Annotated in this window: 28 protein-coding genes; 6 read left to right on the plus strand and 22 right to left on the minus strand. The window is 70.4% G+C overall.

Annotated features, from left to right (window positions below; all coding sequences use genetic code 11):
* Positions 1 to 29: 29 nt before the first annotated feature.
* From AC068A_RS28550 to AC068A_RS28605, 12 genes are all read right to left on the minus strand, one after another.
* A complete protein-coding gene (locus AC068A_RS28550; RefSeq protein WP_478589125.1) occupies positions 30 to 1,184 on the minus strand; it encodes a tyrosine-type recombinase/integrase in 1,155 nt (384 codons plus the stop codon).
* Entirely contained in the window at positions 1,184 to 1,390 is a 207-nt protein-coding gene (locus AC068A_RS28555) for an excisionase family DNA-binding protein (protein WP_478589126.1), read from the minus strand. The genes AC068A_RS28550 and AC068A_RS28555 overlap by 1 nt, the downstream gene beginning before the upstream one ends.
* Positions 1,383 to 2,843: a replication initiator gene (locus AC068A_RS28560; protein WP_478589127.1), complete on the minus strand. Its 1,461-nt coding sequence runs from the start codon at positions 2,841 to 2,843 to the stop codon at positions 1,383 to 1,385. Before AC068A_RS28560 ends, AC068A_RS28555 begins: the two co-directional genes overlap by 8 nt.
* The gene (locus AC068A_RS28565; RefSeq protein WP_478589128.1) at positions 2,840 to 3,166 is read right to left on the minus strand and encodes a hypothetical protein; all 327 of its coding nucleotides are present in this window, start codon (positions 3,164 to 3,166) and stop codon (positions 2,840 to 2,842) included. Before AC068A_RS28565 ends, AC068A_RS28560 begins: the two co-directional genes overlap by 4 nt.
* A gap of 5 nt (positions 3,167 to 3,171) precedes the next feature.
* On the minus strand, positions 3,172 to 3,360 hold the full coding sequence (locus tag AC068A_RS28570) for a hypothetical protein (RefSeq protein WP_478589129.1): 189 nt from the start codon (positions 3,358 to 3,360) through the stop codon (positions 3,172 to 3,174).
* A gap of 94 nt (positions 3,361 to 3,454) precedes the next feature.
* On the minus strand, positions 3,455 to 3,760 hold the full coding sequence (locus AC068A_RS28575) for a SpdD protein (protein WP_478589130.1): 306 nt from the start codon (positions 3,758 to 3,760) through the stop codon (positions 3,455 to 3,457).
* Between the two features lie 18 nt (positions 3,761 to 3,778).
* Positions 3,779 to 3,937: a hypothetical protein gene (locus AC068A_RS28580; protein ID WP_478589131.1), complete on the minus strand. Its 159-nt coding sequence runs from the start codon at positions 3,935 to 3,937 to the stop codon at positions 3,779 to 3,781.
* 19 nt (positions 3,938 to 3,956) lie between these two features.
* Positions 3,957 to 4,145 (minus strand): mobile element transfer protein, encoded by a 189-nt coding sequence (locus AC068A_RS28585; RefSeq protein ID WP_478589132.1) that lies wholly within the window; start codon positions 4,143 to 4,145, stop codon positions 3,957 to 3,959.
* A gap of 13 nt (positions 4,146 to 4,158) precedes the next feature.
* Entirely contained in the window at positions 4,159 to 4,842 is a 684-nt protein-coding gene (locus tag AC068A_RS28590) for a DUF2637 domain-containing protein (RefSeq protein ID WP_478589133.1), read from the minus strand.
* 85 nt (positions 4,843 to 4,927) lie between these two features.
* Complete coding sequence (locus AC068A_RS28595; protein WP_478589134.1) at positions 4,928 to 6,265, minus strand: FtsK/SpoIIIE domain-containing protein; 1,338 nt, start codon at positions 6,263 to 6,265, stop codon at positions 4,928 to 4,930.
* A 4-nt stretch (positions 6,266 to 6,269) separates the two neighbouring features.
* On the minus strand, positions 6,270 to 6,617 hold the full coding sequence (locus AC068A_RS28600; protein WP_478589135.1) for an SCO3933 family regulatory protein: 348 nt from the start codon (positions 6,615 to 6,617) through the stop codon (positions 6,270 to 6,272).
* Between the two features lie 139 nt (positions 6,618 to 6,756).
* The gene (locus tag AC068A_RS28605) at positions 6,757 to 7,536 is read right to left on the minus strand and encodes a GntR family transcriptional regulator (protein ID WP_478589136.1); all 780 of its coding nucleotides are present in this window, start codon (positions 7,534 to 7,536) and stop codon (positions 6,757 to 6,759) included.
* A gap of 18 nt (positions 7,537 to 7,554) precedes the next feature.
* Here AC068A_RS28605 and AC068A_RS28610 point away from each other — a divergent pair, with 18 nt between their 5' ends.
* Positions 7,555 to 8,022 (plus strand): NUDIX hydrolase, encoded by a 468-nt coding sequence (locus tag AC068A_RS28610; RefSeq protein ID WP_361084110.1) that lies wholly within the window; start codon positions 7,555 to 7,557, stop codon positions 8,020 to 8,022.
* Positions 8,023 to 8,741: 719 nt separating this feature from the next.
* Positions 8,742 to 10,517 carry a GmrSD restriction endonuclease domain-containing protein gene (locus AC068A_RS28615; protein WP_478589137.1) on the plus strand — a complete coding sequence of 592 codons (1,776 nt, stop codon included), beginning with the start codon at positions 8,742 to 8,744 and terminating at the stop codon, positions 10,515 to 10,517.
* Positions 10,518 to 10,811: 294 nt separating this feature from the next.
* Here the strand turns inward: AC068A_RS28615 and AC068A_RS28620 are convergent, their stop codons facing one another.
* The 5 genes from AC068A_RS28620 to AC068A_RS28640 are packed head-to-tail and all read right to left on the minus strand — an operon-like array spanning position 10,812 to position 12,614.
* Entirely contained in the window at positions 10,812 to 11,135 is a 324-nt protein-coding gene (locus AC068A_RS28620) for a hypothetical protein (protein ID WP_478589138.1), read from the minus strand.
* The gene (locus AC068A_RS28625; RefSeq protein ID WP_478589139.1) at positions 11,132 to 11,851 is read right to left on the minus strand and encodes a GntR family transcriptional regulator; all 720 of its coding nucleotides are present in this window, start codon (positions 11,849 to 11,851) and stop codon (positions 11,132 to 11,134) included. Before AC068A_RS28625 ends, AC068A_RS28620 begins: the two co-directional genes overlap by 4 nt.
* A gap of 8 nt (positions 11,852 to 11,859) precedes the next feature.
* The gene (locus AC068A_RS28630) at positions 11,860 to 12,084 is read right to left on the minus strand and encodes a hypothetical protein (RefSeq protein ID WP_478589140.1); all 225 of its coding nucleotides are present in this window, start codon (positions 12,082 to 12,084) and stop codon (positions 11,860 to 11,862) included.
* Positions 12,081 to 12,323: a hypothetical protein gene (locus AC068A_RS28635; protein ID WP_478589141.1), complete on the minus strand. Its 243-nt coding sequence runs from the start codon at positions 12,321 to 12,323 to the stop codon at positions 12,081 to 12,083. The genes AC068A_RS28630 and AC068A_RS28635 overlap by 4 nt, the downstream gene beginning before the upstream one ends.
* 12 nt (positions 12,324 to 12,335) lie before the next feature.
* Positions 12,336 to 12,614, minus strand: coding sequence for a hypothetical protein (locus tag AC068A_RS28640; protein WP_478589142.1), 279 nt, complete (start codon positions 12,612 to 12,614; stop codon positions 12,336 to 12,338).
* Positions 12,615 to 12,693: 79 nt separating this feature from the next.
* On the opposite strand from AC068A_RS28640, the gene AC068A_RS28645 reads away from it, so the two are divergent.
* Positions 12,694 to 13,449, plus strand: coding sequence for a GntR family transcriptional regulator (locus tag AC068A_RS28645; protein ID WP_478589143.1), 756 nt, complete (start codon positions 12,694 to 12,696; stop codon positions 13,447 to 13,449).
* Positions 13,450 to 13,951: 502 nt separating this feature from the next.
* On the opposite strand, the gene AC068A_RS28650 is transcribed toward AC068A_RS28645, so the two are convergent.
* The 3 genes from AC068A_RS28650 to AC068A_RS28660 all read right to left on the minus strand — a co-directional run bounded on the left by AC068A_RS28650 (position 13,952) and on the right by AC068A_RS28660 (position 16,145).
* A complete protein-coding gene (locus AC068A_RS28650) occupies positions 13,952 to 14,146 on the minus strand; it encodes a hypothetical protein (RefSeq protein WP_179174563.1) in 195 nt (64 codons plus the stop codon).
* Positions 14,147 to 14,292: 146 nt separating this feature from the next.
* Entirely contained in the window at positions 14,293 to 14,748 is a 456-nt protein-coding gene (locus AC068A_RS28655) for an HD domain-containing protein (RefSeq protein WP_478589144.1), read from the minus strand.
* Positions 14,745 to 16,145 carry a pyridoxal phosphate-dependent decarboxylase family protein gene (locus AC068A_RS28660; protein WP_478589145.1) on the minus strand — a complete coding sequence of 467 codons (1,401 nt, stop codon included), beginning with the start codon at positions 16,143 to 16,145 and terminating at the stop codon, positions 14,745 to 14,747. The genes AC068A_RS28655 and AC068A_RS28660 overlap by 4 nt, the downstream gene beginning before the upstream one ends.
* A gap of 151 nt (positions 16,146 to 16,296) precedes the next feature.
* Here AC068A_RS28660 and AC068A_RS28665 point away from each other — a divergent pair, with 151 nt between their 5' ends.
* Positions 16,297 to 16,959 carry a DUF4232 domain-containing protein gene (locus tag AC068A_RS28665; RefSeq protein ID WP_478589146.1) on the plus strand — a complete coding sequence of 221 codons (663 nt, stop codon included), beginning with the start codon at positions 16,297 to 16,299 and terminating at the stop codon, positions 16,957 to 16,959.
* Complete coding sequence (locus AC068A_RS28670) at positions 16,956 to 17,558, plus strand: AAA family ATPase (RefSeq protein WP_478589147.1); 603 nt, start codon at positions 16,956 to 16,958, stop codon at positions 17,556 to 17,558. The genes AC068A_RS28665 and AC068A_RS28670 overlap by 4 nt, the downstream gene beginning before the upstream one ends.
* 157 nt (positions 17,559 to 17,715) lie before the next feature.
* Here AC068A_RS28670 and AC068A_RS28675 read toward each other — a convergent pair whose 3' ends face one another.
* Positions 17,716 to 18,858: a SpoIIE family protein phosphatase gene (locus tag AC068A_RS28675; RefSeq protein ID WP_478589148.1), complete on the minus strand. Its 1,143-nt coding sequence runs from the start codon at positions 18,856 to 18,858 to the stop codon at positions 17,716 to 17,718.
* A gap of 130 nt (positions 18,859 to 18,988) precedes the next feature.
* Between AC068A_RS28675 and AC068A_RS28680 the strand changes: the two genes are divergently transcribed.
* Positions 18,989 to 20,227, plus strand: a complete 1,239-nt coding sequence (locus AC068A_RS28680) for a GNAT family N-acetyltransferase (protein ID WP_478589149.1) — start codon at positions 18,989 to 18,991, stop codon at positions 20,225 to 20,227.
* 93 nt (positions 20,228 to 20,320) lie between these two features.
* Here AC068A_RS28680 and AC068A_RS28685 read toward each other — a convergent pair whose 3' ends face one another.
* Positions 20,321 to 21,127, minus strand: coding sequence for an Fpg/Nei family DNA glycosylase (locus AC068A_RS28685; protein WP_478589150.1), 807 nt, complete (start codon positions 21,125 to 21,127; stop codon positions 20,321 to 20,323).
* Positions 21,128 to 21,278: the final 151 nt, after the last annotated feature.

Raw genomic sequence — 21,278 nt, forward strand, 5'->3', positions numbered from 1 at the left:
CTGGCCCTGACTCGTTCCCGGGGCTGCGTTCAGCCCGTCGTGTCCCCCGTGTGCCCCTCGGGCTCCGGATCTTGTTCCGTGCCCCCGCGGCTCTTCTCCACGAGCCCGCTCAGCGCGTCGGCGATCAGCCGGTCCCGGCCCGCACTCGCGTGCTGGTAGATCAGCGCGGCGCGGGCGGTGCTGTGGCCCATACGCGCCATCAGCTCCCGCGTGCTCGCCCCGGTGGACGCGGCGAGGGTGTTCCCCGTGTGCCGAAGATCATGGAAGTGCAGCCCGTTGACGCCTGCCTCCCTACAGGCCTTGCGCCACAGCCGGTTGAAGTGGTTCCGGCGCGGGGTGGCCCCCTTGGCCCCGACGAAGACCCGCCCGTCGGCCCCGGGCTCGGCGTACCGCTTCAGGTGCTCCCGGATCTCCTGGACGATCACGCCGGGAATGGAGACCGTGCGCTTACCCGCGGCACTCTTGGGCGCCTTGATCTCACGCTGCCCGTTGCCCAGCTCGGCGACAGACCGCCGGACGCGCACCGTCCCGTGCTCCAGGTCGACGTCCCGACGGTGCAGCCCGATCAGTTCACCCCACCTCAGACCGAGAAATCCGGCCATGAGCACGAGGCCCCGGAAGCGGGGGTCGACGGCATCGGCCAGGGCGTAGACCTCCTTCACCGTGGCAGTCGGCCGCTCGGGAGTGTGAACGACACTCGCGCCCTTGATCTGGCAGGGGTTCCGCCTGATCAGCTGGTCCGACAGCGCCGTACCGAGGATGGCGCGCAGGAGGGCGTAGGCCTTGGCCACGGTCGTCGGCCCGGTGCCGGCGGCGAGCTTGTCGGCGCGCCAGCGCCGCACGAGGGGCGCCGAGATGTCTGCGACGTTGAGCGCTCCGAAGGCCGGCTCCAAGTGGTGCTTGAGCAGCGAGCCGTACAACTGGCGGGTGGTGCTGGTCAGCTCACGCTCCTTGACCCACGCGACGGCGTACGGCCCGAACGGAACCTTTCCGGCGTCCGGATCCAGCCAGTCGCCCCGGCGCATCTCGGTCTGCTTGTCGGCCAACCAGTCGTCAGCCTCGCGCTTGGTCCGAAAGGTCTCCGGCGCGGGGCGGAGCTGCCCGTCAGGCCCGACATAGCGCGCCTGGTACCGACCGGACGGCAGCTTCCTCACTCGTCCGAACTGACGACGCTTTCCGGCCATCAGGCAGCCACCGCCAGACGACCACGCCGACGCGGTTCCACGGTGTTGGCGGCGATGTACTCCCGCACGGCACTCTCGGGGATCCGTACGTGACGGCCGACCTTCACGTAGGTGATGCGCCGCTCCTCGACGAGGCGCCGGGGGAACCGCACGGTGGTGCCGAGGATCTCGGCGACCTGGACGACGGACAGGTAGCGCTCACTCATTCGGCTCCCCCTTCAGGGCTTCGCGGGCGGTTTGGCGGTTGAGCTGGATGTCCCGGGCGATCGAGGCGGCGAGGACGGATTCGCCGGGGGTGTGGCCGTGTCCGGCGTACTGCCAGGCGGCGAGCACGAGGACGGTGTCCGGTTTGATGTCGGCGAGGCCGCGAGCTTCGCGTTCCTGGGCGGCCCGGTAGTCGGCGCGGGTCTGGCGGAGGGCGCCGAGGGTGGTGGAGTACTGGCGGGATTTGGTGGAGAAGTGGCCGCGGAAGCCGAGCATGTGGGCCCAGCGGACCAGCCCCCGATCCGGGTACAGGGGCTGCAGGACGGCGCAGGCCTGCATGAGGCGGCGAACGTGGTCCGGGATGGCCAGCGCGGCCAGGTCCTCGCCCAGGCCGGTTCCCCGGCAGCCCGTACAGCGGCCCAGCGCAGAGCCCGGACGGGGGTAGCGCTCGGACATCCCCGTGCCCCGGCACTTCCGGCAGTGCACAGCCGTGTCGGTCGCTCCGGTACTCTCCGCGGCCTTGGTCGCGTATTTGGCGACGTAGGAGGCGACGGCCTGCTCCGTGATGTCGGAGCCGTCACCGAAGGCCTTGATGGGGCGGACGTCCAGCTGAGTGCCCCAGCGCAAGGTGCGGGAGGGCTGGTCGCCGGCGGCCGGGACGGTGACCGCGGTGCAGCGGTAGGCGACCGCGTTGCGGATCGAGCGTTCGAGGAGATCCGTGGTGGCCCAGGCAGGCGGCGGGCTCCCGGGTCCCTCCGGTCCGTCGATGCGGATCACGGCGTGGAAGTGGATCGCCCCGCGCTTCTGGAACTCGGCGACCTTGCCGTAGGAGACTCGGGCTTCCTCCTTCAGCTCGCGTTGCGTCAGACCTGCATAGGCCGCGATCTCGCGACGAAGCTGCTTGGCAAAGCGGTCCCAGAGGGCACCGGCCGCATTGTTGAAGAGGACGGCGGTGGCGTAGTCGTACGTGGCCGGGTCGAGGGCGGTTCCGAGTTCGGGGGCGTCTTCCTGGTGGTGCTTGCCGCAGCGGCACGAGCGGCCGGCGGGACGGTTGTGGACCGGGCCGAAGGACGGGGCCGTGAGGGTGGCGAAGACGCGGGGGTGTTCGCGGACGGTGGCGGGGATGTCGCGGCGGTCGTCTCCGGCGAGCCCGGCCCGGATCAGGTGGTAGGTGTCTCCGGCGTACGTCCAGGCGCAGGACGGGCATCGGGAGGCACGGCGATTGCCGCAGGCGATCCGGAGGCGGGCGCCGGGCTCGTTCTCGGTCGAGTAGTGGTGGTAGGTCTCTCCGCTGGTCTTGTCCTTGGTGAGGGTCCAGCCGGTGATGTGGATCGGGTCGGAGCAGCCGCCGGTGCGGTGAACCTGCTCCTCCCAGCGGCGGAAACCGGGAGCCCCGGCCACCTTCAGCAGATCACCGAGGAGGCCAGGGTCCAGGTCCGCGAGGTTCGCGGTCACGCCGCCACCGCCGCAGGAGCGGGCGCGAAGACCGTGTAGACCTTCAGCGTGATCCGGCCCACCGGTGCGGTGAAGAGGAGCTGCTTCTCGTCCTTGAGGTCGTTGAGCTGCACATCCAGTGCGTCGGTGTGGGTGGCCTGCCGCCAGGCCTCCAGGTCGGCCAGGCTGTCGAGGAGGACGTGTGCCTCGGTGGGCGTGATCTGGCTGGTGGTGATGTACGCGCCGGGCAGGTCCGGGTGCAGTTCGGCCAGCTGGGCGAGAGCCGCGAACACGGCGGTCTGTGCCGTCAACGGGTTGTTCATGTCGGCGTGGGTCAGCAGCACGGCGCTCACCGTCCGGCCGGGGTGATGACGGCGCAGCGGGCGGGGCGGGTGCCGGTGCCGTGGCAGGCCGGGCAGTGGGCGGTGATGGTGCGCAGGCTGCCGGTACGGTCGCGGCCGCCGAGGGTGATGTGCACGGCGGAGAAGCCGCCGCAGTTCGGGCAGATGCGGAGCGGGGTGTGGCTGTGCTGGGCCATGATGGTGGTCCTTTCGATTGCGGTCGGGAGGGGCCGGTCCATCCGGGGGCGGCGATGCTTGGTGGCTTGTGACGCCCCCGGAGGGCCGGGCCGGTCAGTGGCTCTTGAACTCCTGGCGCAGGGCGCGGACGAGGAACAGGCCCACGACGGCGCTGATGGACAGGGCCGTGGCGGTGACGGCGACGGCCAGGAGCAGCGAGACGGCGACGGAGGCCAGGGCCAGGACTCCGGCGACACCGCTGGCGGCGAGGGCGACCGCGGCGCCGGGCGTCTTGGGGGCGAGGGCCGCGAGGCCGGCCGGGGCCGGGGTGGTCTCCGGCTGGTCGGTGGCCGGGACCGGGGTCGACCGGATGCTCGCCGGGGTGTAGGTGTCAGGGTCGGGGTACTTGGGCTTGAACACCGGGTTCTCCTTCCAGTGCTACTTGTTGATGGCGGTGTCGATGGCGGGGGCGAGGAAGCTGTTCGCGAGGAGGAAGCCGCTGAGGAGCAGCACGACGACGAGCCACCAGGGCGGGCGGACGAGCTTCACGCCCAGGACGCCGACGGCGATCAGGGCGAGCCAGAGCGGGACGTCCATGACGGGTTCTCCTTCGAGGTCAGCGCGGGGCGCAGCGGTGGGACTGGGCGGCGAGTTCGGCGGCGGCGCGGCTGGCGTAGTCGGCCGACCAGCCGCAGTGGGGGGCGGTGCAGGCGGCGGAGTGCATCTCGCGGCCGTGGCGGTCGGTGTAGGTGCCGACCTCCACCGGGCCGATGCGGCGGACGTCGCGGAAGCGGTAGCGGGGCACGGGCGCTCTCCCTTCAGGCGAGCTGTGCGGCGATGGACTCGGCCATCGGGGCCGGGACGCCGAGGCGGGTGCGCAGGGTGTCGGAGTCGATCGGGCCGCCGGTACGGGCGCGGTGCTCGTCGGCGACCCTGCGGCCGTAGGCGAGGAGCGCGTCCGGTACAGCGACGCCCGGGGCCGGAGGCGGCGGGGGTAGTGCAGGAGCGGGCTCCGGCGCCGGGATCTCACTGACGACAGGCTCCGGATCGGGCGCCCGGATCGGCTCGACGTCGCCGTTGTGCACGTCGGCCTGGCCGTGCTCGGGGTCCGGCGCGGCGGCGGGTTCCTCGGCCGGGTTGTGGACGAGGAGGGTTCCGCCGAGGAAGGCCAGCGCAGGCCATCCGGCGACGAGGATCCGCAGCCAGGCCGGGACGGCGTTCAGGTCGAGAAGGCCGGCGGTGGCGACGTTCGCGCCGAGCGAGGCCGCAAGGGCGACGGCGAACCAGGTCCAGGCGGACCGGGTCGGCTCCCCGGCATCGCGCAGGAGCCGTAGACGATGCCAGGCGGCGACGAGGAGCAGGTCCACGCTGACCGGATAGGCCCAGGCCTTCCAGCCGTCCTGCCCCGCGGCTTCGGCCAGGTCGTGCAGGTGGGCGAAGGACAGGGCCCCGGCAATGACGGCCTGGACGAGGACCGCGTCCGGACGGACCTTTAAGTGCATGGTGTTTCACCTCCTTCAGGCATGGGAGGGGTAGGGACTTGGCGCTGAACGGTCGCGCCAACCGAATACGGGGAGGTCAGACGATCTACTTGCCCTGCGAGGGCACTCCGGTCCGCCGCGGACGGAAGGCCGCCAGGGCCTGGACGTCCGGGGTGAGGTGCTCGTACTGGGCACAGACGGCCGCGGTCTCGTCGAGGGAGACGAAGGCGGACCGGATGCGGGCCCACCCGCCCGAGAGCAGGCCGACGACGGCAGTCCCGGGACGATCGATGGCGATGTTGGTGGCTGCACTTACGGCGCGGAGGCTGATGTCGCCGAGGGCCATCTTCGCGGAGGCTTCGTCGTTGACGCGGTGCGCCACACGACCGGTGAGTTGGGCGCGGAGTGCGGTGGCGCCGGCGCCGAGGTCGGAGCCGAACCGCTGCCCGCAGATTTCCAGGTACATGGCCGCGGCCCGGCCGAGCTGTCCGAGGCGGATCAGCTGGGTGACCATGTGGTCCCGACGTTTCTCGTCGGACTTGTTGGCGATCAGGAAGAGCTCGGCCACCTCGTCCACGATCAGCACGATGGGTGCGGGTCGGAGGTCCTCGGGCAGGCCCCAGACGTCCGAGGTGATCTCCTCCACCGCGGCGCCCGTCCCCAGCCCCTGCGAGGCCCGGATCAGCTCATAGCGCTGGATCATCTCCTCGACCAGCGCGTCCAGGAGATCGGATGCTTCTTCGGGGGTGTAGGCCAGCCCGGACAACCGGCGGGCGAAGGGCGCCAGTTCCACACCCCACTTGCAGTCGATCCCGACGAGCGCAACGGGCTGCTTGGCCAACCCCTTGACGAGGGCCCTGAGGTAGACCGACTTGCCTGATTCGGTGGCGCCTACGACCAGCTCGTGAGGACTGGCCCGGAAGTTCCGCATGTGCGGGGTGCCGTCGGCCCGCAGGGCAACCGGCACCTTGAGGAGTTCCGCCGCCGGAATGTCGGACGGCATGACCACCCGCCGCAGTACGTCGTAGCCGATGAGCCGGATCTCCAGGAATCCGGGCTTCAGGGAGGTGACGTGCGCTCCCTGCATTCGCCAGGAGTGACGCAGCCGTTCGGTGGCGGCATCGAAGTCCCTGACTTCCTGGCCCGGCAGCATCTTGATCCGCAGGACCAACCCGAACCGCGTGATCCTGATCTGGCGTGGCTTCGGGACCGCGGGGCCAGGCACGCGGCGCATGGCCGCCGCCAGAATCACCCTGGACCGCGACGGCTGCTCGGTCAGCCCGCAGGCCTCCATCACCGAGCGGTACGTCCACAGCAGCCGCACCACCGCGGCCAGCCAGCCGAAGCCGACCCAGTACCAGCCGGGCCGCTTCCACTTCAGCCACCCCAGCCCGGCCGCGACCAGCGATAAGCCGACCAGCGCGGCAATCTGTCCGCCGGTCATCGCGTCAGGCCTGGGCCGGGACGGGTGCCAGCGAGGTGATGGCCGCGGCGCGGAAGCTGATCCCGTGCCGCCTCTGGCCGTTGAACTCGTTCTCCCACGGCCGGGCGATGAGGCCGGTGATCGCGACCGGCGTACCCATCACGAACTCTCCCGTGAGCCCGGGCTGCGGGACGGCGACGGACAAGACCTCGGACACCCCGGCCATCAGGAACACCACGTCGACGGTGGCCAGCTGGGCGCCGGTCACCAGGTCGACGGCGATCTCACCGGTCTTGCGGTCCTTGATTTTCGGCTGCGGCGGCTGGGCGACCATCACCATCGCCGCGGAGGTGTCGACGGGGATCTGACGCATGACAAATCACTCCTCTACAGAGGCTGGACTCCGTCACTCATGTATAGGAGTGACATGAAGAAGAGTGCCCGACTCCTATACATGAGTCAACCCACCGCGGAAGAAAACTCGCGGCGGGTTGAGGGGAGTTGAGTGCCCGTCAGTCGGCGGCAGGGATCCGGTACTCGAAAACGAACTGGTCAGCCGCCATGAGGGTGTCGCAGACCTCGACCACGCGACCGGTCTCGGTGACGGCGTTGCGCAGGAGGTGAACGACCGGGGCGCCGGGGCTCAAGGCCAGCTCGGACGCCTCCGCCTTGGCGGCCGGCCGGGCCTGCAAGGTCTCTACGAACTCGGCGAACACGTGGCCGTGCTCCTCTAGGCGGGCATAGATGCCGCCGCCACCAGGGTTCTCGGCGAACAACTCGGGGATGTCCTTCACGACGTCCCACGGGAGGTACGACGTCGCCGTCTCCACCGGCGTCCCGTTGCGGAAGTACAGCCGCCGCCGCGCAAGGATCTGCGTACCGGGCTCGACATCAAGCCGCCGGGCGATGTCCTCGGGTGCCCCCATGGGCCCGATGAAGATGACACTGACCTTGGCTGTGGCCCCAGACTGCTCCGACTCGGCGAGGTAAGCGGCCTTGCCCCCGCGGCGCAGCGACCGACGGAAACGATCAGACGACCGATGCCGCACGGGCGGCCGGGCCTTCACGTACGACCCCTTGCCGTGCCGGGTGTCCACGAGCCCACTGGCCCGGATCTCGGTCATGGCCTTGCGGATGGTCCCGCCGGACACACCGTAGCGCTCGACCATCTCGGCTTCACTCGGCACCTGATCGCCGGGCTTCAAGGCGCCGGCGCGGATCTGCTGAACGATGTCCTCGGCGATCTGCAAGTACCGAGGCACGGCCTTGCCACCTCCTACAGCTGTTCCCATGGTCCTTTTCTTCCTCCTATGCTCCTGTACATGAGTAACAGCGCCCCGACGACCAGGTCAACGCCTCGCCATTCCGTGTCCGTGGCCGGTGTGGTGGTCCGCGACGACGGCCGGCTCCTGGCAATCCGGCGAGCAGACAACGGCACGTGGGAGCTCCCGGGCGGAGTGCTGGAACTGGAGGAGACCCCGGAGGAAGGCGTACGCCGCGAGGTCCTGGAGGAGACCGGCCTCCACGTCGACGTCGCGGAGCTGACGGGGGTCTACAAGAACGTCACCGTGGGCGTCGTCGCGCTGGTCTTCCGCTGCAAGCCGACCGGGGGCGCCGAGCGCACTTCGGACGAGTCCACGGCTGTCCAGTGGCTCACGCCTGAAGAGGTGTCCGAGCGGATGTCCGAGGTCTACGCGATCCGGCTCCTGGATGCCTTGGACGGACACGGGCCCCACGTGCGGAGCCATGACGGGCGCCAGCTCTTCGCGGTGCGGTGAAAGTTTCCCTACTCCATCAAGGCACCCGCCGCGCACGGCGCGGCGAGCGCGCCCGTCGGCCGGGCCTGCGCTCCTGTCTGCGCCCCGCTCCAGCCCGGCCGCCGGCCGCGCGCCAGACAGCACGGGTCTGATGGGGGAACTCACCCGCGGCGACTGAGCCCCTCAACTCCTCGGTTCACCTGCACTCCGCCCCGAGCACCAGGCCGAGCACGAGCCCCAGCCACCCAACGGCCACTCACCAGCCCGAGCCCCAACCAGCCAGGCCGCGCCCGACCCCACCCAGACCCCCACTCGACGCCCGGGTCCGCGGACGAGCCCAGGCGAACCTCAAAGCAACACCTCCGGCGGGGGCGCTCCGGCTCCGGGATGACGGCGGCCGGCACTGCGGGTGCGGGCCGGTTTGTGGTGCGGGTGGGGAGCTGTCATCCCGCCTGCCGTCGACCCAGGCAAGCCATAGCAGACCAGGCTCCTGGGGCCCAGGTCGTTCGTCCAGTAGGGCGCTCCACCTGGGCCCCAGGAGCCTGCCCTGCTATCACTCCGTGTGGGTCGACGGCAGACGGGATGACAGCAGGGACGTGCGCCATCGCCGCCGGGGCTGCCAGCCACTTCAATTAGCACCGATACCAGCGGTGGGAGTGGTGTTGGCCCCGCATCGCCCCACGACAGTTTTCTTACGCAAGGTTCCATCACGGATGCCGTCCTGCTGGCATGATGTCGGCATGGCCGAACTTGACTCAAAGCCGAAATCGATCCAATCTCTTTACGGATGGTATAGCGAGAACAAGCTCTGGGTGAACCGGCGATATCAGCGAAAGTTGGTATGGACGCTCGAAGAGAAGCAGAAGCTGATCGAATCCGTCATGAAGGGCTACCCGATTCCGGCCATCTTGTTGGCGGAGCGAGAGGGTGGCGACTATGAAGTCATTGATGGTCTCCAGCGGCTCCATACCATTATGTCGTTCATTGAGACCGCGTTCACGACAATTGACGGCAAGTATTTCGACGTGGGGCAATTCGTCACGGCTAAGACTAGGGCGATCGAGGAGGAGTTGTTTTCGGTATCCGCGGGAGAGGTAATCGCCGCCCGCGAGGTCGGAGCAATCCTGGACTATTCCGTGGCTGTGTCGGTGATGCGAGGCGCAACGGACGAAGAGATTGATGACGTCTTCTCCAGGATCAACACCTACGGTCACAGGCTTAGTGACCAAGAGCGGAGGCAAGCAGGGGTACGGGATGCCGTGTCTACGCTGGTGCGTAAGCTCTCCTGCGAAGTTCGGGGAGACTCGTCCAGTGACATCCTGAGCCTCGACAAAATGCCTTCGATCAGTATTGATCTCCCGAAAACGAAGCACGGCTACGAGGTGGAAGCCGACGCAGTGTTCTGGGTGGGTCAGGGAATCTTGAGGTCAACGGATCTCCGAGACTCCATGGATGAGCAGTGTATTGCCGACATCGCAGCCTCGGTCATCGGCGGAACCCTTCTCGAACGATCCAAGGCGGCGCTTGACACGCTCTACGAGAAGGGAACGGCAGAGAACGAGCGAATGATTGACGCGCTCGATAGTTACGGTGCCGACAAATTCTCGGCAGAGTTCAAGTACTGCCTTGACGAGATTCGGGCCGTATGCGCGGCTGGAGGGGAGCAGAAGAAGCTACGGGCGATTATTTTCTCGAAAACAACAACAAACCCCTTCCCGGCCGTGTTTGCGGTGCTCTGTGTCGCGCTACACGAACTCTTCTTTGCCGAGAGCCTCAGGATCTCAGACTATGTCGGCACGCAAGTGGCTATCATTGATCTCGACAAAAGGATAGTTACGGGCAAGTCGTCGACCTCTACCGCCGAGCGTCGAAAGAATGTCGAAATAATCAAGAGTCTCATTCGCCCACATATGGTGGCGAGTGAACCGAGGGATATCTACGGGGAACATACGGCGATTGACGTCGATAATGCGATCAGGCGATCGCAGATCGAAGCCCCCCACTATGAACTGAAGCAAGGTCTTCTCCGCCTCGATCATAAGCGTGGCGTCGACCCGGAAATCTTGAGTAAGATCATCAAGACGATCTGCGCGATCGCCAATAATGGCAAAAATCGCGCCGGGACAATTCTGATTGGCGTTGCCGATAAGGAAGCGCATGCCGAGAGGGTTCGTATCCTGGACAACATTGTCCCGCGTAGAGTGTGTGAAGGTCGCTTCGCGGTCGGGGTTCGGAGGGAGGCTGAAACTCTCGGCGAGACCCAAGAGCGCTACTTCGCGCGTTGGAAGGGTGCAATCAGGACGTCGAACTTGCCGCAGGGTCTGAAGGATTCGGTGCTTTCCAGTATCGCTTACTCGGACTACTTCGGACTTGGGGTTATCGTAATCCGCATTCCGGAGCAGACTGAGGTTTCTCTGCTGGATGGAAGGATTTACATCCGGGAGGGGGATGAGACGGTCGAACTTGAACCCACTGATATGGCAAGGGCTTTGGAAGTTGGCAAGCGTTTTAGGTGATTCGAAGCCTATCGAGAGGCGGAAATCCATACGGCTGCCAAACTCGGCCGTCAAAGTTGGCGAGCCAACCGTCTAGCCTCTAACATCTACCGGTGACATCAACGGAGATGCACGGCAGCGGACCCCGGCAGTTGGCGGAGTACGGCAAAGCTTGCTCTTCGGGTGTGGTGGGTCGACTCTGGGCGAGCTTACAAAGCAGGTGTCGCTGGTGCGGATCCTGCCAGGGCAGACCAAGAGGTCACCTACCGATTTTGGTAGGTGACCTCCTGGTCCGTGGCCTCGTGGAGGCTCCTGCTAGCTGAACGCTGGGAGTCCTTCGTGAGCCGGGTGGGCGGGGCGCGGGAGGCGGTGGCCGCGGCTGGTTGCTACGCGGACCGCGTCCCGGAGGGCGCCGGTCAGGTCCGTTGCCAGGAGGCGGAGTTCCTCCGGGTCCGTGTCCACTTCGGCGAGTACTTCGAGGGCGTGGGCCAGGAGTTCGGCTCCCAATCCGAGCTGGATCTCTTCGGTGTTGTCGGCCAGGCGGGACAGGTAGTCGTTGGTGTTGTCAGCGCTCAGGTAGCAGGGCTTGTCGTCGGGGCCCGACCATGGGAGGAGACGCAGTTCGTTGCTCGGTGTCATTCCTTCGAGCTCCTCTCCTCAGTCGTGAGGCGGGTGGTGAAGAGTGCGTCCGCTCTGTCGCTGGGGAGGACCAGGAGGGCTGCTTCGACTACGCGGCCGGTGACGTCGGTTGCCACGCGGGTGAGTGAGAGGACCGCCAAGGATGTGGCGATTCGGAGGACGGTTGCCTCTTCCTGGGTCGGGAGGCGGGCGCTGAGCCGCTCTTGGACTTCGGCCAGCGGCGGGCGGAGATCTGCCAAACGCACTGCTATCTCCTCGGGTACGGACGAGTCGGCCGGCGCCAGGTCACGGGGGACGTAAATGCGGGCCAGGCTGTGTGGCGACTTCCCTTCGTGGGTGATGTAGAGGACTTCGGTCAGGGGGCTGCGGGGTGGCACGTTCAGCAGGGCCGCCAGGTGGCCGTGCGCCTCAAGGTTCGTGGTGCGGGCGGTCACGTGTAAGGGAGCAGAAGGGGTGGCCCAGGTGGGCGCCTCGCCTCCGCCACCGGTGTACGTGATCCTGCAGAGGGGGCGGCGGACGAAGTTGCCGCTGCCGTGGATCTTCTCGACCAGGCCTTCGCCTTGAAGGAGCGCCAGGGCGCTGCGCAGGGTTGGTGTGCTGACCGTGTAGCGGGTGGCGAGTTGGGCCTCGGAAGGGAGACGGTCGCCGGCCTTGAAGTGGCCTGTTGAAATCTGGTGCCGGAGGTCATCGGCGATGGCGTGACGGCGGGAGGGCACGGGTCGGATCACCACTTCCTCGTCATCCGGAGGGCGATGAGTCGGCTTTGGGCGTGCATCGTCAGCGCCTCGCCCGTCTCGAAGAACAGTCGCTTCGCGCCGGCGGGGAGTTGGACGAGGTCGGCGACGCGGCAGGGCTGGCCGCCGATCTGGATGACGTCGCCGCGCTGCACGTTGGCCGAAGTGATCTCGATGTTGGTGGCGAGGGCTCCGCTGGGGGCCGATCCCCTCACTGGTTCACCTGCCGCGGTTCCGACGCGTCGTCCATGGTGTGGCAGGGGCAGTCGCAGGCTTCGTAGATCACGGGGACACCTACCGGTGCCGTGGCGGGGGACGACTGGGCGCACTTGTGGTGTGTGCCGATCGCGCACGCGCTCGACCGGTAGGTGATCCTCGCGTGCGTGGCATAGGAGAGTGCGGGGAGTTGCAGCCCACTGGTGCGGGCGGTGGTGGGGCCCATACGGTTGTGCACGCTGATCAGCTCCTATCGCTGATGGCCAGGTCCCCGGACGTCGCCCGTCGCGGGGACCGCTTCGTTTACGGCGGCCCAGAGGATGCGGCCGGTCAAGCTGCTGGCGAGGAGCCCGAATCGGTCGGCCTCCGCCACGACTTCCAAGACCTCCCGCCACGATTCGGCGGGCAGCGCTTCCGGAACCTCCGCTTCGATCGACGTGTAGGTGGCGTGCGACTCCACACGCGTGGCCAGCCCGAGGGCCGACAACCGGGCGGCGAGATCCTCGGCCCTTGCTTCCGAAGCGGGCACAGAAGGGCCTCCGTCGCCGGTCGATCACTTTGAGTGAAGCTAGTTAACTAGATTAGAGCTAGTGGACTAGATTTTCCACATGCCTGAGCAGCCGCCTTATCTCCGCATCGCCGACGTCCTGCGGCAGCGGATCGCGGAGCATGAGTGGACGGCCGGCGATCGGCTGCCGTCACGTGCCCAGATCGCCGAGGAATGCGGCGTGGGCGAGAACGTGGTCCGTCGGGCGCAGGAGCTACTGATCTCCCAAGGAGTGCTGGCGGGGCGCGCAGGTTCGGGCACCTACGTCGCCGAGCCTCGTCGGCGTGTACGGGTCGTTCGGTCCTCGGCCCGTGAGCAGCCCGGCGGTTCCCCGTTCCGGGCGGACATGCAGGCCTTGGGCAAGCAGGGCACCTGGGAGAGCCGGACCGAAGCGAAGGTGCCGGCCCCAGCCGAGATCGCGGCGCGGCTCGGTATCGCCGAGGGCGATCTGTGCGTGCGTACCGTCTACGAGTTCCTCGCCGATGGTCGGCCGGTGCAGTTGTCGACGAGTTGGGAGCCGTACGAACTGACCGCGGGCACGCTCGTCGTCCTGCCGGAAGGCGGGCCGCACGCCGGCGTTGGTGTCGTGAACCGGATGGCCGCGATCGGAATCACGGTCAGCCATGCCGTGGAGCAGCCGGAGCCGCGGCAGGCGACCGCCGAGGAGGCATCGCTCCTTGGGATCCAGAAGGCTGCTCTGGTCACGCACATCCGCCGGACGTACTACAGCGACCAGGGACGACCCGTGGAGACGGCGGACATCGTCATCCCTGCCGCGCTGTGCGAGATCGTCTACGAGATCCCTGTCAGTCGCTAGCGCGCCCAGTGCGACCCTGACCACCTGGCCGACGCAAGAAGGGGGCAACGTGCCGACCTGCCCGGCGTGCAGCCAAGCCATGAAGTTCGGCGGGTTCGTGCTCTGCCGGCGAGAGGACGACGACAAGCGGGTCTGCCGGTCGTTGTGGAAGTGCTCAGCTCGGCATGTCTGGTGGCACTGGGACGACCGGCCGGACGAGGCGTTGGAGGCGTGCCCGATGCCGGAGGTGTTCCTCTGACATCCGAGTCGGCCCGCGTGCCCTTCATGTGCCCGATCAGACGGCAAGCGACGGGGACCAGCGGTGAACTGTGGGGTGAGTTCGGCCGGGCTGCAGGTCAGAGGCTTGCCAGGTCAGGCCTCCTGCGGGTACGCGATCTTCCAAACTAGCTACGCGGGTTCGATTCCCGTCACCCGCTCTGGACAGCTCAAGGGCCAGGTCAGAGGAAATTTCCTCCACCTGGCCCTGAGTCGTTCCCGGGCCCTGTCGCGGGCCGGCCGCGGGTCAGATTTTGATCCCGGCGATGGTGTCGGCGAGGGAGTTGAGGAAGCGGTTGACGTCCGGGGCGATGGAGCTGGACGCCAGGAAGAAACCGAAGAGGACCGCGACGATCGCGGGGCCCGCCTTGATGTGGTTGCCGCGGATCATCACCACCAGGATGATCGCCAACAGAACCACCACTGACAGCGAAATCGCCACTTCTGATCACACCTTCGGTCGTTCCCGGTCGGCCTCGGGCACGCGGCCGTGCGTACCCCCATATGGACCATCCTCCCACCAACGGGCCCCGGCTATCCGCCGCGTGACGATTCGCCGCTGGCGCGTGTCCGCCAACAGCGCCCGGGTCACGGCGCGGTGAGGCCGAGGAGGGAGCGGACGCGGGCGTACTTCGCGGACAGCCGCTGCCGGGTGGGCCCGTCGAGGACGGACAGCCGCACGGGATCCGCGTTGTGCGCGAGGTCGGCCTCCTTGACCAGGAGGGCGCCCGGGGTGGCGAGGATCCGGGCCGTGTACTCCTCCACCGGCTCCCCGGGGCGCTTCGTCACCGCCAGGACCATGTCCTTCACGGCTTGGGGCAGAGGGGCGGAATCCAGCCATTCCCGGCTGAGGGCATCGTCCTCGACGGCGTCGTGCAGCCAGGCCGCCGCCTGCTGTTCGGGGCTGCCCCCGCGGACGCGGACGCCCTCGGCCACCGCGGCGAGGTGCTCGGCGTACGGCCGGCCGGCCTTGTCGGTCTGCCCCTCGTGCGCGGCGCGCGCCAGGGCCTCGACCTCCGCGAGGGTGAGCGGCTGCTGCGTCATGCGGTTCCCTTCGCCGTCCTGTGCGCCGCGGCGCGGAGGGCCTGTGCCGCCCGGTGCACATCCGCCTCCGTGGTGCGCCAGTTGGAGAACGCGGCACGCAGCGCCGGGGTTCCCGCGTAGACGGTCGGGGTGACGAACACCTCGGCCGCGGCGGCCTCCCGCAGGGCCGTGAGCCGGGCCGGCGTGGGGTCCTCGGCGAGGGTGAAGCAGACGACGTTGAGGCGGACTGGGGCGAGCAGGCGGAAGGCGGGGTCCCGCTCCAGTTCCGCGCCGAGCTCCCGGGCGCAGTCGACGTCGCGCTCGACGATCTCCCGGTGGCCCTCGCGGCCGTACGCGCGCAGGGTGAACCAGGCGGCGAGGGCGCGCAGCCGGTGCGAGTTCTCGGGGGTGAGGTGCACCAGGTCGGGCCGCTCGCCGAGGGGGCCGAGGTAGGCGGCGGCGTTCTGGAAGACGCGGGCCTGGAGATCGGGCCTGCGGGTGAACTGGACGGCGCTGTCGTAGGGGACGTTCAGCCATTTGTGCAGGTCGACGCAGACGGAGTCGGAGGCGTCGAGCCCGTCGGCGAGGTGGGCGTACCGCGGGGAGAGGGCGGCGAAGGCGCCGAAGGCGGCGTCGGTGTGCAGCCAGAAGTCGTGGCGCTCCTTCAGGGCGGCGACGGCGCGGAGGTCGTCGAAGTCCACGGTGTTGACGGTGCCGGCGTTGGCGACGACGACGGCCGGGCCGGGCGTGTCGGCGAGGGCCCGGTCGAGGGCGGCGGGGTCGACGGCCTCGCGCCCGGGCAGGGTGGGCACCGGGACGAGGGAGCCGCGGCCGAGGCCGAGGACGGACAGGGCCTTGGCGATGGAGGAGTGCGGGGCGCCGGAGAGCACCCGGACCGGGCCGAGGGCGGCCGCCCCGTCCTCGGCCGGGGAGACGCCGAGCCGTTCGCCGAGCCATTCGCGGGCGATGGCGAGGCCGGTGGTGTTGGACATGGTGGCGCCGCTGACGAAGGTGCCGCTGTGCGCGGGTCCGAGGCCGAACAGTTCGCGGAGCCAGCCGACGGTCTCGCGTTCGAGGTCCTGGCCGGCGCCGTCGAGGGAGGAGTTGGAGTTCTGGTCGTGGGCGGCGGTCAGCCAGTCGCCGACCAGGGCGGCGGGGGTGGCGCCGCCGGTGACGAAGCCCAGGTAGCGGGGGCCGGCGGAGGCCGAGAGGCGGGGTTCCCAGCGGTCCGCGAAGGCGGCGAGGGCGGCTTCGGTGCCGGTGCCGCGGTCGGGGAGCGGCTCGGGGGCCTGCCGCCCGGTCGGCGGCGGTACGGCGGGGCGCTCGCCGAGGGTGGCGAGGGTGTCGGCGGCGGCGCGGCGGGCGGCGTCGAGGAGGTCGGGCAGGCGGGCCAGGTCGGCGGCGAGGGTGCGGTCCATGCGCGGCAGGCTAGGGGCCCGCCGCGGGGCAGCGGACCGGCCAATCCGGGGAGGGTGGCCGGTCGGCCGGCGGCAGCCGCGGAGGGTGGCCGGGGCGGAGGGGGCTCTCGTGGGCCCGAGGGGGCGGACCGGGATGCCTTAGGGTCGAGGGATGGGTGCAACTCGGTGGGCAGTACGGGGGGTTGGGATTGTGGCGGCCGTGGCGGTGTTGGCGGGGTGTGACACGCCTCCCGCCCCCGCGCCGGCACCGGGACCCACCGGAGCGACACGGCAGGCCGCGCCGTCGCGGCCGCCCGCGGGCGGACCGGCCGCGGGCGGACCGGCCGCGGCGGCGCCGTCGGCGCCGTCGGTGTCTTCGGCGCCTGCCGACGAGCCGTGCCCGGCGGGCGGGGTGCGGGTGCGCCAGCGGGGCGGGGACTCGGCCATGGGGGTGCGCATCTCCGCCATCGAGCTGGTCAATTGCTCCGCCGAACCGTACGGGCTCGAAGGCCATCCGCAGATCAGGCTGCTGGACAGGAAGCGCGCACCGCTCGAGGCGGAGGTCAGGCACGGCTCGGGCGACATCGCCGGCGGGGTGCCGAGCATGGACAGGCCCGCCGAGCGGGTGACCCTGCAACCGGGGCAGACGGCGTCCTTCGGGATGCTGTGGCGCAACCTGGTGACCGACCCGAGCGTGCCCGCCGCGGAGGGGTGGGCGGTGGAGGTGACGCCCAGGCCCGGCGCGCCCGTGGTGACGGCGAAGCTCACCGAGTCGGTGGACCTCGGCAACACCGGCAGGCTCGGCATCAGCGTCTGGACGGCGGACACCCGGTGATCGTCTGGCTGAACGGTCCCTTCGGGGTCGGCAAGACGCAGACCGCGCACGAGCTGCACCGGCGGCTGCCCGGCAGCGCCCTGTGCGATCCCGAGCAGCTCGGCTTCGGCCTGCACCGGATGCTGCCGGACGGGCTCCGCGGGGACTTCCAGGACCTGCCGGCCTGGCGCCAGGGCGTGTTCGAGGTGCTGGATCTGGCCGCGCGGCGGCATCCGGGACCGCTGCTCGTGCCGATGACCGTCACCGAGCCGCGGTACTTCGACGAGACGGTGGGCCGGCTGCGCGGAGCGGGCCACGACGTACGGCACTTCGCGCTGCTGGCCGAGCGGGGCACCGTACTGCGCCGGCTGAGCGGGCGCGGCCTGCTGCCCGGGCTCACGCGGGAGGGCTTCGCGGTGGCCCGGCTCGACGGGTGCCTAGCGGCGCTGCGCGCGCCGGAGTTCGCCGACCACCTGGCCACCGACGGCCTGAGCGTGGAACAGGCCGCAGCCAGGGTCGCGGACCTGTGCGGGCTGCGGCCGGCGCCGGACAGCGGCGGCCCGCTGCGCAGGCGGCTGCGGCGCGCGCTGGTCGGTGTCCGGCACATCCGCTTCGACTGACGCCGGCGCGGCCCGCCGGGCCGGGTCCGCCGGGCCAGGTCCGCCGGGCCAGGTCCGCCGGGCCGGGTCCGCCGGGCCGCAACGGCCTGGCCCGCGCGGCGGTGCGCTTCCGCGCTGCCGCCTTCGCCGCGTGCGGGCGCCGCGGGGCGAGCGCGCCTCAGGTCGAGCGGCGGATGATCAGCAGGGCGCGGTCGTCGTTGACGTCCTTGGCGACCTTCTCGATCAGGTGCCAGGCGGCGCCCTCCCAGCCGGCCGCGACGTAGCGGTCGGCCTCGCCGGTGAGCCGGTCGATGCCCTCGCTGATGTCGCGGTCGGCGGTCTCCACCAGGCCGTCCGTGAACAGCATGAGCACGTCTCCGCGGCGGAGGTTGCCGCGGGCGGGCTCGAACCCGGCGCCGTCGTAGACGCCGAGCAGCGGGCCCTCGCCGGACTTCTCCTGCCAGCGGCCGGTGCCCGCGGAGAGCTGGAGGGCGGGCAGGTGGCCGGCGGAGAGGAGTTCGTAGTCGCCGGTCTCCAGGTCGAGGACGAGGTGGACGGAGGTGGCGAAGCCCTCGTCCCAGTCCTGCCGGAGGAGGTAGCCGTTGGCGGCGGGCAGGAAGCCGTGCGGGGGCAGCGCGCCGAGCAGGCCGCCGAAGGCGCCGGACAGCAGCAGGGCGCGGGAGCCGGCCTCCATGCCCTTGCCGGAGACGTCGGTGAGGACGATCTCCAGGGTGCGGCCGCCGTGGGTCCGGGCGGCGACCACGAAGTCGCCGGAGAAGGACTGGCCGCCGGCGGGCCGCAGGGCCATCTCGCGGTGCCAACCGCGCGGCAGTGCGGGCAGCTGGCTCTGGACCCGGATGCGTTCGCGCAGGTCGAAGAGCATGGTGCCGCCGCGCCGCCAGGGCACGCCGACGCGGCTGCGGAACTGGGCGATCACGAGTCCGAAGAATCCGCAGGCGGCCACGACCAGGACCGTGCCGGGGGTGACCCGGGCCGGGCCCTCGGTGTAGGGGCCGAGGACCAGGGCTTCGACGATCAGTGCTGCCGCGGAGGCCGCGTACAGGGCGAGCAGGCTCGCGGGGCGCAGCAGCAGGCCGCCCGCGACGATGGGCAGGACGAGGGCTGCGGGCGAGAACCACACCGGCAGCATGAGCGTGCCGCAGGCGATGGCGGGGACGGTGGCGAGGAGTCCGGCGAAGGCGAGCCAGTCGGAGGCGTCGCCGCGGAAGTAGTCGACGGCGGATTTGCGCAGGGCGGTGCGGGCCCGGTGCCACATCAGGCGTGTCCGGGCCATGAGCGTCTCCACACGTGCTCCGGCCATGTCTTTCGGGACCTTATCCATCCTGGCTGTGCGCGCGCAGGGGGACCCCCGGACCGGCGGGGTTCCGCCGGGTCCGAGGTCGTCCGAAATCCCGTCGACCGGGGTGGATTGCCCTGGTAGGGATGACCTTATGTCTCTTGAGATGCGTGTATTGCAGTCCGATGAGTGGGATGCCCTGTACGACCACCTGGAACTGGCGTTCGGCGGCGTGTCCGATTCCTCCGAGACGCGCGAGCTCTTCAGGTCGTTGACGGAGATCGAGCGGTCGCTGGCCGTCTGGGACGGGCAGACCTGCGTCGGCTCGGCCTCGGCGTTCAGTTTCCGGCTGTCGGTGCCGGGGGGCGCGCTGGTGCCGGCCGCGGGGGTCACGATGGTGGGCGTCGCACCGACCCACCGCCGCCGGGGGATCCTCTCCTCCCTGATGCGCCGCCAGCTGGACGACGTCCGCGCCGCGGGCGAACCGCTGGCCGTGCTGACGGCATCGGAGCCGGCGATCTACGGGCGGTTCGGCTACGGCATCGCGGCGCACGAGCTCTCGCTGGACATCGACACCGACCGGGCGGGCCTGTCCGTGCCACCGGGCACGGACGGACTGCGGCTGCGCATCGTCGACCCGGCCAAGGCGCTGGGCGACTGCGAGCGGGTGTACGCGGCGCTGGTCGCCCGGCGGCCCGGCATGCCGGCGCGGCAGCCCGGCTGGGAGCGGCTGCCGCTGCTGGACCCCGAGTCGGACCGCGAGGGCGCGTCCAGGCTGATGTGCGTGGTCGCGGAGCGGCCGGACGGCGAGGTGGCCGGATACGCGCGCTACCAGGTCAAGCCGGACTGGGACGCCGCCGGGGCGCGGGGCGTGGTCACGGTGCGCGCCCTCGACGCCCTGGATCCGGCGGCGGCCGCCGCGCTGTGGCGCTACCTGTTCGGCATCGACCTGACCTCGACGCTGCGGGCCCGTCGGCGGCCGGTGGACGATCCGGTGCTGCACCTGCTCGGCGACGCACGCAGGGCGCGCCCGAGTACCGCCGACTCCCTCCACGTACGCCTGGTGGACCTGCCCGCGGCGCTCCGGGCCCGCGGGTACGGGGCCGCGCTGGACGTGGTGCTGGAGGTCGAGGACGCCTTCTGCCCGTGGAACGCGGGCCGGTGGCGGCTGGTCTCGGGCGGTCCGGGCGGCGCCGTGTCCTGCACCCGGACCGGGGATCCCGCGGACCTGGCGCTGTCGGCCCGGGAGCTGGGCGCGGCCTACCTGGGCGGGGTGGCGCTGACCTCGTCGGCGGGGGCCGGCCTGGTGCGCGAGCTGCGCCCGGGCGCGCTCGTGGCGGCGTCGCGGGCGTTCGCCGGTGACGTGGCCCCCTGGCTGCCGCACGGCTTCTGACGGGGGCCGGGCCCGGGGCCGGCGGCGCACTCGGCCGGCACCGCGGGCCCAGCGGACCCCGCGGGCCCAGCGAATTCCCCGGATTCCCCGGGTTCAGCGGACCTGGCAGCCCGGGCACCAGAAGAGGTTGCGGGAGGCGAGGTCAGCGGTGCGGATCTCGCCCCCGCAGATGTGGCAGGGCAGGTGGGCGCGCCGGTAGACGTAGACCTCGCCGCCGTGGTCGTCCACGCGCGGCGGGCGTCCCATGGCCTCGGGCAGGTGCTCGTCGCGGACGGTGTCGATCCGGTTCTTCCGCACGCCCTCGCGCATCAGCACGGCCAGGTCCGCCCACATCGCGTCCCACTCGTCGCGCGTGATGTCCTTGCCCAGGCGGTAGGGGTCGATGCCGTGCCGGAAGAGGACCTCGGCGCGGTAGACGTTGCCGATGCCCGCGACGACCTTCTGGTCCATGAGCAGCGCGGCGATGGTGGTGCGGGAGCGGGAGATCCGCTGCCATGCGCGGTCGGGGTCGTCGTCCGGCCGCAGCGGGTCGGGGCCGAGCCGGTCGTGTATCGCCTTCTTGCCGCCCCCGTCGATCAGGGCGCAGGCGGTCGGGCCGCGCAGGTCGGCGTAGTGCTCCCCGTTCAGCAGCCGCAGCCGGACGGTGTCCGTGGCCGGCGGGGCCGGGGCGGGGCCGAAGCCGAGCTTGCCGAAGAGGCCGAGGTGGATGTGGATCCAGGCGTCGCCGAGCTCCAGGAACAGGTGCTTGCCGTGGGCCTCGGCGCTCTCCAGTTCGCGCCCGTCGAGCAGCGCGGCGCTCTCGGCGAACCGGCCCTGCGGGCTGCTCACCCGGACCGGGCGGGCGGCGAACCGCTCGGTGTGGTCCTGGGCGAGGCGGTGGATCGTATGCCCCTCGGGCACGCTGCTCTCCTCCTGGTGTCGCCGGGCGGCCGGACAGCCGGGGCGCGGGAACGGCAGTGGGGGGGGGGGGGGGGGGGGGGGGGGGGGGGGGGGGGGGGGGGGGGGGGGGGGGGGGGGGGGGGGGGGGGGGGGGGGGGGGGGGGGGGGGGGG

The sequence above is a fragment of the Streptomyces sp. NPDC043854 genome (assembly GCF_056436005.1).